This window comes from Labilibaculum manganireducens (genome assembly GCF_963665805.2).
GTDB lineage: Bacteria > Bacteroidota > Bacteroidia > Bacteroidales > Marinifilaceae > Labilibaculum > Labilibaculum manganireducens.
The window spans coordinates 2,767,268-2,783,077 of sequence record NZ_CAXXEE010000003.1 but is presented as its reverse complement, the minus strand read 5'-3'; the positions used below and the strand labels follow the sequence as shown (position 1 = coordinate 2,783,077).

Sequence of the window (15,810 nt, the reverse complement as noted above, 5' to 3'; positions counted from 1 at the left end):
CAAAGCAATTCTAAATAAAGGAATAGTTTCCATAAAATATAAAAAAATCAATATTCTACTTTTTTATAGATTATGAGTTTATCTTTACAGATTATCTAACCCAAAATTGAATAAAATATGAAAAATATTTGTTGGACAGGTCTGTTTATTACCCTAATAACAGTTTTGTCATCCTGCGAAAGTCTGGATCAAAAAGCCGCCAGGATTCACAATCATGCATTTACTGTTGATACCCATGTGGATACGCCGTATCAGTTGTTGGAAAAAGATTTTGATATTGCGGTTGCTCATCCTTATGTAAATGGAGGAAGTTGTGTTGATTTTCCGAGAATGAAAGAAGGTGGTTTGGATGGAATCTTTTTTGCTGCTTTTACTTTGCAAAGAGAAAGAACTCCGGAGAATATACTTGCTGCCCGTGCCAAAGCAGATGAATTGATAGATTCTGTTTATTCTGTATGTCAGAAAAATGAGAATATCGCTGAGGTGGCATTGAGTGTTGAGGATGGTTATCGATTAGAGAAGGAAGGAAAAAGAGCTATCTATATTGGAATGGAGAATGGTTTTCCTTTGGGAAATGAAATTTCTGAAGTAGAAAGGTATTTTGAAAAAGGAGTTCGTTACATTACTTTGTGCCACACATCCAATAATGATATTTGCGATTCATCTACCGACAAAAATGGAGCTGAATTTAACGGATTGAGTGCTTTTGGAGAGCAAGTGGTTCCCAAAATGAATGATTTGGGAATAATAATTGATGTATCGCACATTTCGGACAGTTCATTTTTTGATGTTTTGAAACTTTCTAAAACTCCGGTTATCGCATCACATTCCTGTGCAAGAGCAGTATGCGATAATCCAAGAAACTTATCGGATAAGATGCTTAAGGCTTTGGCTAAAAATGGTGGTGTAATACAAATGTGCATTTTGGATGATTACGTTAAGGCTCCGGATACTACTACTATCGGCTATAAAAAGGAGATGGAACTACGTGTCAGGCATAAAAATTCAGGAAAAAGATCGATAGAGGAAGAAAATAAAATCTGGAATGAATGGCGTCAGATTCAAATTGATTATCCCAAGGATAAACCTACTGTGGCTGATGCTGTTGATCATATCGATCATATCGTGAATTTAATTGGAATTGATTATGTAGGAATAGGCACTGATTTTGATGGTGGAGGAGGCCTAAAAGATTGTGCCGATGTGAGCCAAATGATGAATATTACGAAAGAACTGTTGAGGAGAAACTATTCCGAAGAAGAAATTGCTAAAATTTGGGGTGGAAACTTTATGCGTGTTTTTAAGGAGGTAGAGGAATATGCCGGGAATAATAAAATGGCATTGAATTAGATCTCCTGCTGTTATGCAGCTTATTCTATTTGTGCACAAATTTTTAAATTTGTCATGAAAATATTAAAAAATTGAATGGTGAAGAAAGTATTGGTGTTAAGCGATAAAAATGTGGCCCGCTCGCAAATGGCTGAAAAGTGGCTGAACTATTATGGTAAAAGACATATAGAGGTATGGAGTGCAGGACTTGAAAAAGGATCTATTCAGGTATTGGCTCAAAAAGCAATGGCCGAAGCAATAATGGATATCCCTGAATATAAGTCGAAAGCACTTGATGAACTTAATCAGAATACTTTTGATTTTGTGTTGTGTTTCGATAAAGAAGTTGAAAATAAAGTTCCTGTACTCAATGGAAATCCTAAAGTTTTGTTGTTTGAACTGCCTGATCCAGCGAATGTGGAAGGAGAGGAAAATGTCAGATTACAAGCCTATAATGCAGTTTGCAATGCTGTAGATGATATCTGTTTTAGTTTTGTTCAGGATAATTTTCAGATTGTAGAATAGAATATGACATTTTATTGATAAGTGATAAGAGTGTAGTTTTTTTGAATAGAGAAAGCTTAACGCAGATTTAAATATACAACGGGATTCAGAAATGAATCCCGTTTTTGTTTTCAGGCCTCCCTGTTTTGGCAGGTTTGGTTTCATCTCAACTTTATTTTTCATTTGTTGATTGTAGTTTTTGATGAGATTATTAATGAGTAGTATACGTGTAAGTTGTTGATTTGGTATTGTATGAATAGTGGTGGTGACTAATCTTTAATCTTGACAAGAGACTGTAAATTTCGTAAATTTAGATAAGATCAAATAAGAAGAACATACGCTTGTTAATCCTAAACGTGATATGATAGTTCATATTTATAATATGGTAAGAACCTTGTTCCATCAATTCAGATCACACTTCTCTTATACCTGCCCTTTACGAACTGTTTCAAACTAGTTTAAATTCTATTTATTAAAAGAAAACGAAAATGAAAAAAAACATTGGAGTTTGGTTAGATACCGAAAAAGCCTACATTATTACCATTGAGGATAATGGAGCCAGAGTTGATAAAATTGAATCAGAAATTGAATCCCGATTGCGTTTCAAGGGAGAAACAAAAGCTTATTCCCGTATGGGCAATCAGTTTATCAATCCTGCAACCAAAATAACACATAAAAGACGTCATCAATTGAAACATTATTTTGAAAGTATTACCGATCATTTATCCGACGCAGAAGAAATTTATCTGTTTGGTCCAGCCGAAACTAAGGTGCATCTTGCTAAACACATAAGCAAAGAGCCGGTTCTTAAAGACCGCATTCGTAAAATCGAGTCGGAAGATCATATATCTGAAAAACAAATGATTGCCTGCGTTAAAAAAGTGTTCGATCAGAAGCCTATTAAGGTGAATGTTCGTATTCGTCATTAGTTATTTAGTATAAGAATTATTAGGCAGTTCCTGTAATTGGATCGTTTAGAGCTCCGGTTATAGGAATCTGCTTTTTTTGAGGATTGTGCTGAATACACTATCTTGTGTTAAATTACAGTTGCCAATTTAATATCGGCAGTATCTTTATAAAAACGAATAGTTTAAAGGTTTTGATATTAATTTGGTACAATAGCAAATCTATGATTCAACAATTAGAAATCACATTACCGGCTTATGGCAGGGGATATCACCTTATCGATTCTGAGATTGCCGGGCACTTAAGCAATTTGCCAAAAACAGGAATCCTTCATTTATTTCTGAAACATACCTCAGCGGCCTTAAGTATAAATGAAAATGCCGATCCTTCGGTCCGCGATGATTTTGAATCAATCATGAACAAAATTGTGCCCGAAAACCAATCTTTCTATACTCATACTTTGGAAGGCTCAGACGATATGCCTGCACATGTGAAAACCTCGCTAATTGGTCCGGAACTTACAATTCCAATCACGAATCATCAGTTAAACATGGGAACCTGGCAAGGGATTTATCTTTGCGAGTTTAGAAATAGAGGTGGCAGAAGAAAGTTGGTTGTTACTATATATTCGTAAATGAAAAACGCCTCATAATTGAGGCGTTCCTTATTTTATATCGCTTTGGTTTTTTCTTTTAACCAGTTCTGATGACTTTCATCCAGTTCGGGAGACAATATATCGTAAACTTTCTGATGATAATTATTCAACCATTGTTTTTCTTCCGGAGTAAGAAGTTCGCAGATAATTCCTTTCGTTTCGAAATGGCACAAAGTGATCGTTTCAAAGCTTAGAAACTCACCAAATTGAGTTGTTTCTTCCTGACAGCATAGAATAAGATTTTCATGTCTGATGCCGTAGAATCCTTCGCGATAAAATCCTGGTTCATCAGAAGTTATCATTCCAGGTAATAAGGCCTGATCTTTAATTTCCTGTCGGATACTTTGCGGCCCTTCGTGAACATTCATAAAACATCCAACACCATGCCCGGTTCCGTGGCCGTAATTTTTACCTCTGTTCCATAATGCCTGACGAGCTAAAATATCCAGATTGCAGCCGCGCGTTCCTTTCGGAAATTTAGCCATTGCCAATTGAATCATTCCTTTTAAAACCAAAGTGAAATCAGTTTTTTCCTCTTCGTTTAGCTCGCCCATCGGAATGGTTCGGGTTATGTCTGTAGTACCATCCAAATATTGTCCGCCCGAATCAATAAGAAGCAGCCCTTCAGCTTTAATCTCCACATCCGATTCGGGTGTGGTAGAATAGTGAGGATGAGCACCGTGATCTTTGTACCCAACAATACTTCCAAAGCTTTCTCCTTTAAAATTTTTCTGAAGAGATCTGAATTCTTTCAGTTTACCCATTACCGTAAATTCGGTAATTTTAGTTTTGCCAATATTTTCTTCGAGCCAATAGTAGAATTGAGTAAGGGCAACTCCATCCTTCTTCATGGCATTTTTCATTCCGTCTATTTCAACGTCATTTTTTATACTTTTCAGCAGTTGAGAAGGGTTTTCTCTTTCAACGATATTGGCACTTATCGAGTAAAATGCATTTAAATTGGTTCGGTTTACATCAAGCAGAACACTTGCAGATCCCGGAATTTTATCCAAGTCGTTAAATATCTGACCGTAATCTGCAATGTAAATCTCATCTTCGGTTAATTTTTGAATCAAATCATTGGAGATTTGATCTTCGCCCAAATAAAGAGTTGCCGATTCGATTCCTATTACGGCATAGGCCAAGGCAAGGGGATTGTAATCTATATCATTTCCTCTGATATTGAAGATCCAGGCCACGTCATCCAAGCTGCCCACAAAATGAAAATTGCATTCGCATCCTTTCATTTTTTTGCGGATTTGCAGCAATTTACTATATCTGGTTTGGCCGGAGTAGGAAACTTCATGATCGAAAATTGATTGGTTTGGCAATTTGGGACGACTTTCCCAGATTTCATTAACCAGATCGAATTCTTCAATGATATTAATGCCCAAATCACCTAATTTGTTTTTTAATTCTCTGGTTTGTGCCACAGAAAAACAAGTTCCGTCAAATCCAACATTCGGATTAATAGGTAGTTCGCCGGATAACCATTCGTTTTGAGTAGGAGTTCCTGCCGTTCCCATTTTAAAAAGCTCAATTCCACTTCCTGCTAATTGGGTCTCCGCTTGCAGAAAATATCTGGAATCTGTCCAAAGTCCAGCTTTTTCCTGGGTGATGATAAGTGTTCCTGCCGAGCCGGTAAATCCAGATAACCATTGACGGGTTGTCCATCTGTCTGGAACGTATTCACTCATATGAGGATCGGTACTGGTAATAATATAGGCATGAATATTTTTTTCATGCAATAAAGAACGCAAAGCGCTTACTCTCTCAGCAACAGTCATTTTTGGGTTTATAGTTGTTTACACGCTAAAATTACAATATTATGAATTATATCGGGTGAAAATCAGGTATATTTTTTACTGTTTTAGGTTCTTTTAATGAAAAAATCCCTCTTTGCCTGGCAAAGAGGGACGATGTATGACTTGTTGGTTAACTATTTAAGACTCACATTGCCGTACTGGCTGTTAATGATAACTTTTCCTTTTGGTGATGCAGACTTTCCTACAACAACTTTTAGTGAAGTTTCTGAGTTATTAACAATTTTTTGAATCACTTGAGCATCTTCAGGATAGCTTATGCCACAATATTTTGTTTCAGCGTCCAGTGTGTAGTTTGCTCCTTCTTCAATCGCAATTTTGCTGGCAACATATTGATTGTCAACTTTAATTGATTCAAATTCTTTAGAAACATTTTCAATTTTACAATTTCCGTAACGAAGATTCAATTCCAAATCCCGATTTACATTTTCAATTTTGAAATCGGAATATTGTCCCATTGTAACTATAAAAGTATTGGTGTTTACAATATCGAAAGCATCGTATTTACTATCAGCAAGAACGGTTTCATTGTTATCAAGATGTAATTTTGAGTAACGGCTAACCACAACCAAAGCCTTACTTGTACCAATATTCATTTTCGAATACTTAAGAGTTAATTTGGTTCGGTTGCACTCATTTATTGTTGCTTTAGCATAACTCAGATTAATAGTACTAACAGGTTTATCTTCCGGATAAAGAAAACTTTCGCCTTGAAGGTTTCCGTAGCTTAAATTAATATTTGCTTTCGCACGCAAAGTATTGATGTAAATGTTACCAAACTTATTTGAAATATCCAGCTTGACATATGCAGGCATAAATATTTCGTAATCGATACTGAATTTGTTACCTGTTTTGAATTGATGCGACATTTCGGTTACGGCGGTTATTTCATTCCCCGTTTTATTAAGTTTTATGTCGATACTCTTAAAGAGTAATTTGGCTTTTTCTTCACTCGAGGTTTCTAATGTGATGACAACATTAATGGATACGGAATCACGATCCCAATTTTTAATGTTAACATCGCCGTATTTGTTATTGATGCTGAATTCTGTGCCTTCTGCAGCAGAGAATACTTCTTTAATCTGTTTCTCGAAGTCATCTAATGCAAAGGCATTTGTTGTAAAAGCAAGAAGTACAACAAATAAGAGAGCGGAAAATTTGAATTTTAATGTCTTCATAGTCTTTTTATTTAGGGTGTATTTTTTTGTATTTTGTGATATTGTCTTAATTATACTGCTGTATTCAGGTTGTTTCTGTTTTGTTTTTTAATCAGATATAATTGTTCGATTATACGATTTAAAATACTCGTCTTCACCTGATAATATTCAATCATTGCCTGAATAATTCTATCGTCATCGGGATGCAATTTAAGTTCCTTTTTTAGCTGTGAATATCGTTCATCCATATCTTTTAATTCTTCACTCAGTATGCTTTGGTGCTGTTTCTTATCAAAACTGCCAAGTTGTTTAAGCATACCTAGCTGATTGTTGATGTTTGCAGTGTAAAATGCTTCAACTTCCTTGTATTCAGGTGATACTGCTCCCAAGCCTAAACGATCGCCCTGAATATTTCGAATCTGATATCCAACCAGTCCCGAAAAGATTACAAAAGTAATTATTACAGCCACTTTTAAAAAGTTTGGGATGCTTTCGAATGCATTTCTTTTCTTTTGATGGTTTAGTTTTTCAAGAAAATTTTCGAAATGACCATCCTGTGGTTCATAATCATCGAATTGATCTTTATGATCTCGTAAAATTTTTTCTAAGTCTTTCATACTTACAAATTTTCATTGATTGTAGTATGTAACCTTCTTTTCATTTTTATCTTCTTCAATTAATTAAGCTCAAAAATTGAGAGCTATTAATGTTTATAAAAGTAAGAGAAGGGTTCATAGCATTTTTTGGTTTTCTTTTTCCGAAATTATCTGAATCAGTTTTTTCTTTGCTCTTAGGAATTGTGATCGGGAAGTGGAGGAGGTAATGTTAAGAATACTTCCTATTTCTTCATGATCGTAGCCTTCAATTAAATACAGGTTCAGGATAATTCGATAGCCTGTTGGCAGCAGGTCTATTCCTTTTTTTAATATAGCAATTTGTTCTTCTGAATATTCAATGTTATGGTTATCTACTTCCTCTGATAATTTATACAGCTCACTGTCGATAGGAAATAATTCCACTTTTTTCTTTTTTAAACTATCCAAAGAACGGTTTACCACTATTCTTTTTAACCATGCACCAAAACTAACCTCTCCCTTGTATTTTTTAATGTTTCGGAATGCAGCAAGAAATGATTCCTGCATGATATCTTCAGCTTCCGCAACATCCTTTACTATCCGTAAAGATGAGTTATACATTGCTTTGTAGTATAACTTGTAGATTTTGAATTGGGCTTTGGGGTCATTTTTTCCGCAAAGCTCAATTAGGTCCTGGTGAATGTTCTTGTACAATGAGCTCATTAATCAATTTCTATTCTAATGACGAATGCGGAAATCATGCGTTGCATGTATATTGAAATTATTCCATTAAATATAAGCAAAATGTTTAAAGAAAGCAGGCTTTTGTTTATCGCTGTAAAATAGAAAAACCATCAAACTTATTTGACGGTTTATTTGTGATCCCTCTGGGGCTCGAACCCAGGACCCCATCATTAAAAGTGATGTGCTCTACCAGCTGAGCTAAGGAATCTTTTTATTTAGGATATTAAATTTACAATAAAATTTTAGAACGGGAAAAATTCATTTTAATTCAATGGTTAATCAAATTTGTTAATTAAATGGATGGGTTTGGCTATCCATAACAAGAATATGTACCTTTACGACACACTTTGGTACTTATATCATATAAACAGGAGCATGAGATTCATGAATAATAAAATTCTTGCATTTGTATTTTTGTTGATTTCGCAGACTGTATTTGGACAAATACAACTTAAATTAACTGTGCAGATGCCCGATTGTAAGCAGGAACAATTTCTGCTGGTGAGAGGCGATGAAGGTGGTTCATTTGTAGTGGGACAGGCAAAAGTAGGTGATAATGGAATCCTTTCTTTTTCGTGGGAAGGTAATTACGGTTTTTACAGACTTGCCGGTGAATTAGGAAATATTGATTTTCTGATTTCAAATCCTGACTTTCATTTTTCGCTGGATGGCAAGCCAGTGCTTGGAGAGCTTCGTTTTCCGGATAAGGATGAAAATAATCAGTTCCATTATTACCTCTCAGAATTTAATGTATTGAATCAAAAAATTGGAACTTTGAGGGAAACTCTGGTGAATTTAAATGAGAAAGATTCTTCCTATAAAGAATTGCACGCTCAATTTAAGCTGGTGCAAAAAGAGAAGAAGATATTATTGAAAGAATTATGGAGATCTCATATTGATTCATGGCCGGCGCGCATGGCTCTGGCCAAACAAGAGTTGGAACCGGATTTAAAATTAAAAGGGAAGAATTACGATGACTATTATCAAAAGCATTTTTTTGATTATTTTGCCTTTTCAGATTCAGTATTGCAAGCTACACCTGTCTATTATGAAAAAATAGGGAAATACTTAAAAGCTAATTATATTGAAGATCTGATAAAAGCGGAAAATTATACGAAGATAAATGATGTGATAAGTAATCTGTTTTGGCTAACAGAACTGGATCCAAGCTCACAAAAATATCTGGCGAACTATTTAATGAACCGATACCCGGAACAAAAGCTTCCTGAAATATATCATTTGATTGTTGATGCATATAAGGTTCTGAATACCTGCGAATATGTAATGGGGAATAAAATCATACAAAACCGAATGCAAAATTCGCATGCAAATAACACAGGTTGGTTGGTTCCCGATGTAGAATTAAATCATTGCCTTGATGGCAAAATACAATCATTATCTGATGTTAACAGTGATTTAACGCTGCTGATAATTTGGTCGGGGAGTTGTGTTCACAGCAGAGAAATGTTGGAACGCATTAAGGATTTGTATCCTGAATATCATGAGTTGGGTTTAGAGGTTGTTGCCGTATCCTTAGATAGTAACCTTGGCTTTTGGAACGAAATGGTTTCGCAAAACTATTACCCTTGGATAAATGCCTGCGATACCGATGGATTAAACGGTACAACTGCAAATCTGTTTAATATTTACGTTACACCCAGCATGTTTCTAATCGATCCATCCTTAAAAACTGCAGCTGTACCTCAAACCTTCTTTCAATTGGAAAAAGAATTGGGCGAGTTTTTTAAGTAAGTTTATAATCCATCTTAGTTCTGTTTTGAATTATGAATTATTCTGTCCCTTCTGATTTGGATTTATTAATTTTCTTTAGTTTACTTGGCGGATAACCATATTGAGAGCTAAATTGTTTCGAGAAATATTTTACATCAGTATAGCCTATTTTATGGGCAACTTCGGAAACCGAAAAGCCTTTTTCTAAAAACTGCATGGCAATTTTCAGTTTAATTTCCCTAATAAATTCCAGAGGACTTAGTCCTGTTAAACCTTTAATTTTATTGTAAAATACAGTTCGGCTTACACAACAAAAGCCAGAGAGACTGTCAACACTTAATTCTGTTGCGTAATTTGTCTCTATGTATGTAACTAACTGTTTCAAAAAGTCTTCGTCTTTTGAGTTAACCTTTAATGTTTTTGGATCAATGGTTTTATTATCCCGGTATTTTGAAATAACCAATTTTCTTTGAGTAATCAATGTTTTTAGAACAGCCTTTAAGTAAGCCATTTGAAGCGGTTTTGTGATGTAAGCTTCTGCTCCCGTTTCAAAACCAGTAATTTTATCTTGTACATCTACTTTTGCGGTCATCATAACAATTGGTATGTGACAAGTAGTAAAATTTTCTTTTAACAGTCGTGTCATCTCAATGCCATCCATTTCCGGCATCATGATATCCGTAATAATAACATCAGGATTATGAATTTGTGCCAATCGAAGCCCTTCTTTTCCGTTATTTGCAACAATACATGAATACAGTGAAGACAGAGAATCTTTGGTATATGCCAAAATCTCTTCATTATCTTCAACAATAAGTATCACCTGATCATTTGTATTATCAGCACTGGTTTCTGTAACATTATTATCATCTTCTATTTCTACATGATGATAAATTGGTTGCTGGGATTCGTCGCTTATTGCCTGTATGTTAGGCGACTGCATTAATTTTTCTTTATCCAAAGGCATTGAAAAACAAAAAACGCTGCCTTCTCCTACTGTAGATGACAGTTCAATACTTCCATGATGCAGAATAGCCAATTCGTGAGCTAATGACAATCCTATTCCTGTACCCGCGAAATCGTGGTTGCTGAGTATAGTGTATCGATTAAATATTTCGGAGATGTTCTTTTCCGGAATTCCAGGGCCTTCATCAGTAACAAAAACTTCAGCTTTATTTTTGGATGAATTAATTTTCACACTAACAATTACTTTTTTCCCTTTTGGTGTAAATTTGATAGCATTTGAAATTAGATTGTAAATTATTGAATCTAATTTTGACCGGTCTCCCCAAATGTTAATTGGTGTGCTTGAATTTTGAAATGAATAAAAAATTTGTTTGTGATTTGCTAAGGGGATGAAACTTTCAAAAATGTCTTTTGTGAATTCGTTCAGGTCTACTTCCTGTATTTTTAATTGCATTTTATTGTTCTGAACTTTTCTGAAGTCTAGTAATTGATTGACAAGCTGCAACATGCGTTTTGCATTTTTACGAATAATCCGCAGCTTTTTTGTTGGAGCGGCATCCAGATTGTCTTGCTGCAGCAGGTCTTCAATAGGTCCTAGAATTAGTGTGAGAGGAGTTCGTATTTCGTGTGAAATATTTGTGAAGAACCTTAGTTTTAGTTCATTAATAGTTTTTTCAATGGTTAAATCATTGCGAAACTTATTCATTCGTTTAATTATATATCTACTGAAAATGATTAAACCAATAGAGAATAACAAATAAGCAAAAAATGCGAGTTTGGTTTGCCACCAAGCCGGTGAAATGGTTATTCTTAATACACGTTCATTTTCATTCCAAAAACCGGTTCTGGTTGTGCTTTTCACCTTAAACTTATATTCCCCGGGAGCGAGGTTTGTATAAGTTGCTTTGGTTTGATTGCCAACATAATTCCAATCAGTATCAAAATTCTCCAGTAGATAGGCGTATTGATTTTTTTTCGGATCGGATAGGTTAAGAGCTGAATATTCAATACTGAAACTTGATTGACTGCTTAGTAATGTTATATCGTTCGTATATGAGATATTCTTTTTTAATGGAGATTTTGGTGCGCCAACAATTACATCTTTATTAAACAGCTGAAAATTAGTAAGTTCGATAAAGTTGGTCTGTTTAGATGGTTTTATTAACCCGGGCCGAACAACTTCTATTCCGTTTGAACCGCCAAATAGAATTCTTCCATCGGCTAATGTATAACAAGTATTTTCTGCGAAATTATTGAAAGCCAGTCCATTCGATTCATTATAGATTTGAATGCTTTTATTTGATTCGTCGTAGCGGCTTAATCCGTTTTCAGAACTAAACCACAAATGGTTTGAATTGTCTTCTTTAATTCCAAATATCACATCATTTGAGAGTCCTGACTCTGATGTTACGGATGAAAATTGAATTGTATCAACAATGGGTAAGCTTAGTTTATTAACACCTCCGCCAAAAGTGCCAAACCATACTTGTTTTTTAGAATCTTCAAAAACCTCAACTACATCATTGTAATTAATACTGTTTGGTTTCTCGGCTGAATAATAAAAGTTTTGAAAGATGATATTGTTTTGTTTCAGGTCATTGGCTTTTACCAGATTCAAACCAAACGAGGTGGCGACCCAAAGGTTGGAATCAGAATCACTGTAGATACATCTTACTAAATCGCTTGATAATTGACTGTTGCTTGTTGAATAGGATTGGAAGACTAAAGGCCTGGAATGATCGGTATTGGTTTTGCAGATTCCATTTCCAAATGTACCAATCCATATATTTCCCCTTTGATCCTGAGAAATCGAATAAATATTATTGCCTGCTAATGAGGTAGAATCCTTTGGATTATTCAGATATGAATTGAACTTGATTTTAGTATACTCTGCCGGATTATTTGGAATTGGAGTTTGGCTTATTAATAAACCTTTTCCTTTAGTTCCCAACCATAAATAATTCTGATGGTCGATAAAAATGCTATATATATTATCCTTATAAGGATCATTTTTTGTTGGGTGAAAGGACTGAATTGTGCTCAGTTTTTTTAAACTAGGTGAGTAGATATGCAAATCACCAGCTTTGGTACCAAACCAAATATAACCGTTTTTATCCTGACAAATGGAACGGACAACATTATCAGTAATTTGATTAAATTCAGGAATTGGTAGAATTTGTGTGAAAGCAGGATCCCGTTTAATTATTTTTTCAAGACCACCTTTGTATTGACCGGTTCCAAGCCACATTTGCCCGGATAAATCTTCCGCTATGCAGTGTACAATACTCGACGAGATGGAATTGGGATTTGAAGGATTGTTTTGATAGTGAATAAACTTGTCTTTTTCACTATTATAATATGTTAAAGCTCCTCCGTGCAGCCCAATCCATAAATTTGAATCCAGATCTTCATAAAACACATGTCGCTCCAGATCTGTTATAACTCTCTGGTTTTTAGTTGTCAGTTCGTAATATTTCGACTTAAGTGTGCTTAGTTCAATTTTGGTAATTCCAAATTCTGTTGCTGTTATCCAGGCATTGTTTTTTTTATCAAAATAAACATTCAAAATTTCATCGCCATGAATTTTTAGTTTGGTCCATTTATTAGAGTCAGGGTTAAATGCTAATACACCCTTATTTACGAAAGTCGCTAAGATTATTCCATCTTTTGATTGATATAGATTGGAAATTTGATTTGACTCAAAGCTAGAGGTGTTGGACATGTCCAGAAATCTGAACGATGATTCATTTTTGTTGTACTTGATTATGCCGTGATTATCGGTACCAAGCCAAATCTCATCATTTAGTTCGATAGCCGAATTAAAGGAATAATTGATAAAAAGATGTTGAAAATTAAATATTCCGGCATTAAGATCCTTTTTTGTAAGAAGATTAACCCCCTTTTTTGTGCCCACCCAAACTGAAGAATCCTTACCCGAAACAATGAAGCGAACTTCTTTGTTTGTAATGCTGTATCTTCCTTTATCGCTGTGTTTTGATTGAGTGTAATTATTTAATTTGGAATTGTATTTTAAATAAAGGACACCTTCGTTTGTGGTACCTACCCAAATTTCTTCAGGAGAATACTGTAAAAAACAAGTTGCCATAGATTTTTTGGTACTTTTAATTTCAACGTATTCAGGTATGGTTTTAAATAATTCTAATTCCGGGTTCAGGTAATGATAGTATCCATCATAGGTTTTCATCCAGATAAAACCTTGGTAATCTTCCCATAGATCTATAACCCTATTGTTTGTAAAAACATTACTATCCCCTTTCTTGCTCTTGTAAATTTTAAATCGATAACCATCATAACGATTTAAACCATTCATTGTTCCAATCCATAAAAATCCTTTTCTGTCGCATAGTAAACTGGATATGGTATTTTGAGAAAGTCCATTTTCTGAATTAAAATGTTCAAACCTATAAATATCTTGAGATAAAGCACAAAGACTTTGCAAAAGAGAGAGGATTATAATTGTCAGTATTCTTAGTTGATGCATATGTTTTTTCTTGTTCATACAAATATAATAATTTAATGAGTTTTTTTACATTTTTTAAGATTTAGGCAATAATTTCAATTTCATAATAGGTTGATAGTGAATGTATAGATGATTTGTCTCCGTTGCAGTCTGATGATTTGACACCGTATTTTAGATAAAATGTAATCTATAAGTTTAAATAAAAGAACATATTTTGCAAACGTTGTAAATGCCCAATGTTTAGTCGCTCTGATAGAGAGGAAAAAGTTAAAGCTGACTATTGCAGGTCGTTTATAAATTGTATTTGAAATTAGTAAGTATTAAATTAATAAGTATGAAATTATTTTGTGTTTTTCTTCTTTTCGTTTCTCAATTAACTTTTGGGCAGAATAGTGTTGTGGATTTAAAAGATGCAGGTGCGGATAGTAAGGGTTTGGTAAACTGCTCGCCTATTATTAATAAAATTGTTGCAGAATTGAGTGAACAGGGAGGTGGAGAGGTTTATATTCCATCAGGAGTTTATTTAAGCGGGCCAATAGAATTAAAAAGTAATATAACCCTTAATATAGGATCGGGAGCTGTTCTTAAATTTTCAGATGATTTTGATGCGTACCTTCCAATGATTGATTCAAGATGGGAAGGAGTTCGGGTGAGGAATTTTAAATCCTGTATTTATTCTCATAATGCAAATAATGTTACAATTAAGGGACGGGGCCTGATAGATGGCAATGGTAAGAAATGGTGGGATTTATGGTCACGCATAAGAGAAGGAGAGAAAACCAATACCAAATGGGAAGCAATATTTAAAAAGGAAAATGCAGAGATGCTTAAAACGAATGAATATCTGCAAAGCATGGGGAGTTTTTTGCGACCACCTTTATTTATGCCATATAATTGTACCAATGTAAGGGTAGAAGGGGTAACATTTACAAATCCACCCTTTTGGACCTTGATGCCTGTTTTTTCAGAAAATGTTACTATTGATGGAATTACAATATTGAATCCGGGAGACTCACCTAATACAGATGGAATTGATCCCTCATCATGCAGAAATGTAAGAATCAGTAACAGCCACATTAGTGTTGGTGATGACTGTATCGTAATTAAATCAGGCCGTGATGCTGATGGCCGTGATGCGAACAGACCAACAGAAAATATTACAATTTCAAATTGTACCATGCTTAACGGGCATGGAGGTGTTGTAATTGGCAGCGAAATGTCTGGCAGCGTGCGTAGGGTTGCTATTTCAAATTGCGTGTTTGAGGGAACCGACAGAGGTATCCGTATTAAAACCATGAGAGGAAGAGGTGGTGTTGTTGAGGATGTTCGGGTTTCAAATGTTATTATGCACAATATGTTAAGAGAAGGTGTGATGATTAATATGCATTATCATGAAACACCGGAGGAACCGGTTTCAGACCGAACTCCGGCTATTCGGAATGTGTATCTGTCAAATATTAGAATGACTAATGCTAATAAAGGCATTGCTATTTATGGATTGAAAGAACGTTCGGCTGAGCAAATAAGCTTTAACGATATTCAGATAGATGCGAAAACAGGTGTCACAGGTGATTACGCTTCTAATATTGATATGAAAAATATTCGCCTTTCTGTGAGTAATGGAAATGCAATTGAATTTAATCATTCGGAAAAAATACAGATCAGCGATCTAACCGTTTATAGTTTGTCCGCCGATGCATCGGTGATAAAGTTGGATAATTGCTCTGATATATTGGTAAATAATTGTTTTCAACCAACAGAATTGCCTGTTTTTATTGAAGGCAATCAGTCGGTAACAAATCTATTTGTAATAAATAATATTCTTTCAGGTGTAGATTTATTGGTTGAAGGTGATGTGCCGTTTTTGACAGAAAAAGGGAATATCATTAAGAGTGATATGGAAAAGAATACGCAAACTGCTGTGAAAAAATAAAACACT

Annotated in this window: 11 protein-coding genes and 1 tRNA gene; 6 read left to right on the top strand and 6 right to left on the bottom strand. The window is 34.7% G+C overall.

Annotation, left to right across the window (positions count from 1 at the left end; translation table 11 throughout):
- The first annotated feature begins 117 nt into the window (after positions 1-117).
- The 4 genes from ACHZAX_RS10835 to ACHZAX_RS10820 all read left to right on the top strand — a co-directional run bounded on the left by ACHZAX_RS10835 (position 118) and on the right by ACHZAX_RS10820 (position 3,373).
- Complete coding sequence (locus tag ACHZAX_RS10835; protein WP_320019118.1) at positions 118-1,350, top strand: dipeptidase; 1,233 nt, start codon at positions 118-120, stop codon at positions 1,348-1,350.
- A 75-nt stretch (positions 1,351-1,425) separates the two neighbouring features.
- Positions 1,426-1,854: an arsenate reductase/protein-tyrosine-phosphatase family protein gene (locus tag ACHZAX_RS10830; RefSeq protein ID WP_101310614.1), complete on the top strand. Its 429-nt coding sequence runs from the start codon at positions 1,426-1,428 to the stop codon at positions 1,852-1,854.
- 467 nt (positions 1,855-2,321) lie between these two features.
- The gene (locus tag ACHZAX_RS10825; protein WP_156196365.1) at positions 2,322-2,762 is read left to right on the top strand and encodes a hypothetical protein; all 441 of its coding nucleotides are present in this window, start codon (positions 2,322-2,324) and stop codon (positions 2,760-2,762) included.
- 200 nt (positions 2,763-2,962) lie between these two features.
- Complete coding sequence (locus tag ACHZAX_RS10820) at positions 2,963-3,373, top strand: secondary thiamine-phosphate synthase enzyme YjbQ (RefSeq protein WP_320019117.1); 411 nt, start codon at positions 2,963-2,965, stop codon at positions 3,371-3,373.
- Positions 3,374-3,408: 35 nt separating this feature from the next.
- Here ACHZAX_RS10820 and ACHZAX_RS10815 read toward each other — a convergent pair whose 3' ends face one another.
- The 5 genes from ACHZAX_RS10815 to ACHZAX_RS10795 form a co-directional block, all read right to left on the bottom strand.
- Positions 3,409-5,181 carry an aminopeptidase P family protein gene (locus ACHZAX_RS10815; protein ID WP_320019116.1) on the bottom strand — a complete coding sequence of 591 codons (1,773 nt, stop codon included), beginning with the start codon at positions 5,179-5,181 and terminating at the stop codon, positions 3,409-3,411.
- Between the two features lie 152 nt (positions 5,182-5,333).
- Positions 5,334-6,395 carry a hypothetical protein gene (locus tag ACHZAX_RS10810; protein WP_101310610.1) on the bottom strand — a complete coding sequence of 354 codons (1,062 nt, stop codon included), beginning with the start codon at positions 6,393-6,395 and terminating at the stop codon, positions 5,334-5,336.
- Positions 6,396-6,445: 50 nt separating this feature from the next.
- Positions 6,446-6,991, bottom strand: coding sequence for a hypothetical protein (locus tag ACHZAX_RS10805; protein WP_101310609.1), 546 nt, complete (start codon positions 6,989-6,991; stop codon positions 6,446-6,448).
- A 114-nt stretch (positions 6,992-7,105) separates the two neighbouring features.
- On the bottom strand, positions 7,106-7,672 hold the full coding sequence (locus ACHZAX_RS10800; protein WP_101310608.1) for an RNA polymerase sigma factor: 567 nt from the start codon (positions 7,670-7,672) through the stop codon (positions 7,106-7,108).
- Between the two features lie 156 nt (positions 7,673-7,828).
- Positions 7,829-7,901, bottom strand: a tRNA-Lys gene (locus ACHZAX_RS10795).
- Positions 7,902-8,077: 176 nt separating this feature from the next.
- Between ACHZAX_RS10795 and ACHZAX_RS10790 the strand changes: the two genes are divergently transcribed.
- The gene (locus tag ACHZAX_RS10790; protein ID WP_320019115.1) at positions 8,078-9,445 is read left to right on the top strand and encodes a peroxiredoxin family protein; all 1,368 of its coding nucleotides are present in this window, start codon (positions 8,078-8,080) and stop codon (positions 9,443-9,445) included.
- A gap of 37 nt (positions 9,446-9,482) precedes the next feature.
- Here the strand turns inward: ACHZAX_RS10790 and ACHZAX_RS10785 are convergent, their stop codons facing one another.
- Positions 9,483-13,910 (bottom strand): hybrid sensor histidine kinase/response regulator transcription factor, encoded by a 4,428-nt coding sequence (locus ACHZAX_RS10785; RefSeq protein WP_320019114.1) that lies wholly within the window; start codon positions 13,908-13,910, stop codon positions 9,483-9,485.
- Positions 13,911-14,205: 295 nt separating this feature from the next.
- Here ACHZAX_RS10785 and ACHZAX_RS10780 point away from each other — a divergent pair, with 295 nt between their 5' ends.
- Positions 14,206-15,804, top strand: a complete 1,599-nt coding sequence (locus ACHZAX_RS10780; protein WP_320019113.1) for a glycoside hydrolase family 28 protein — start codon at positions 14,206-14,208, stop codon at positions 15,802-15,804.
- Positions 15,805-15,810 lie beyond the last annotated feature (6 nt).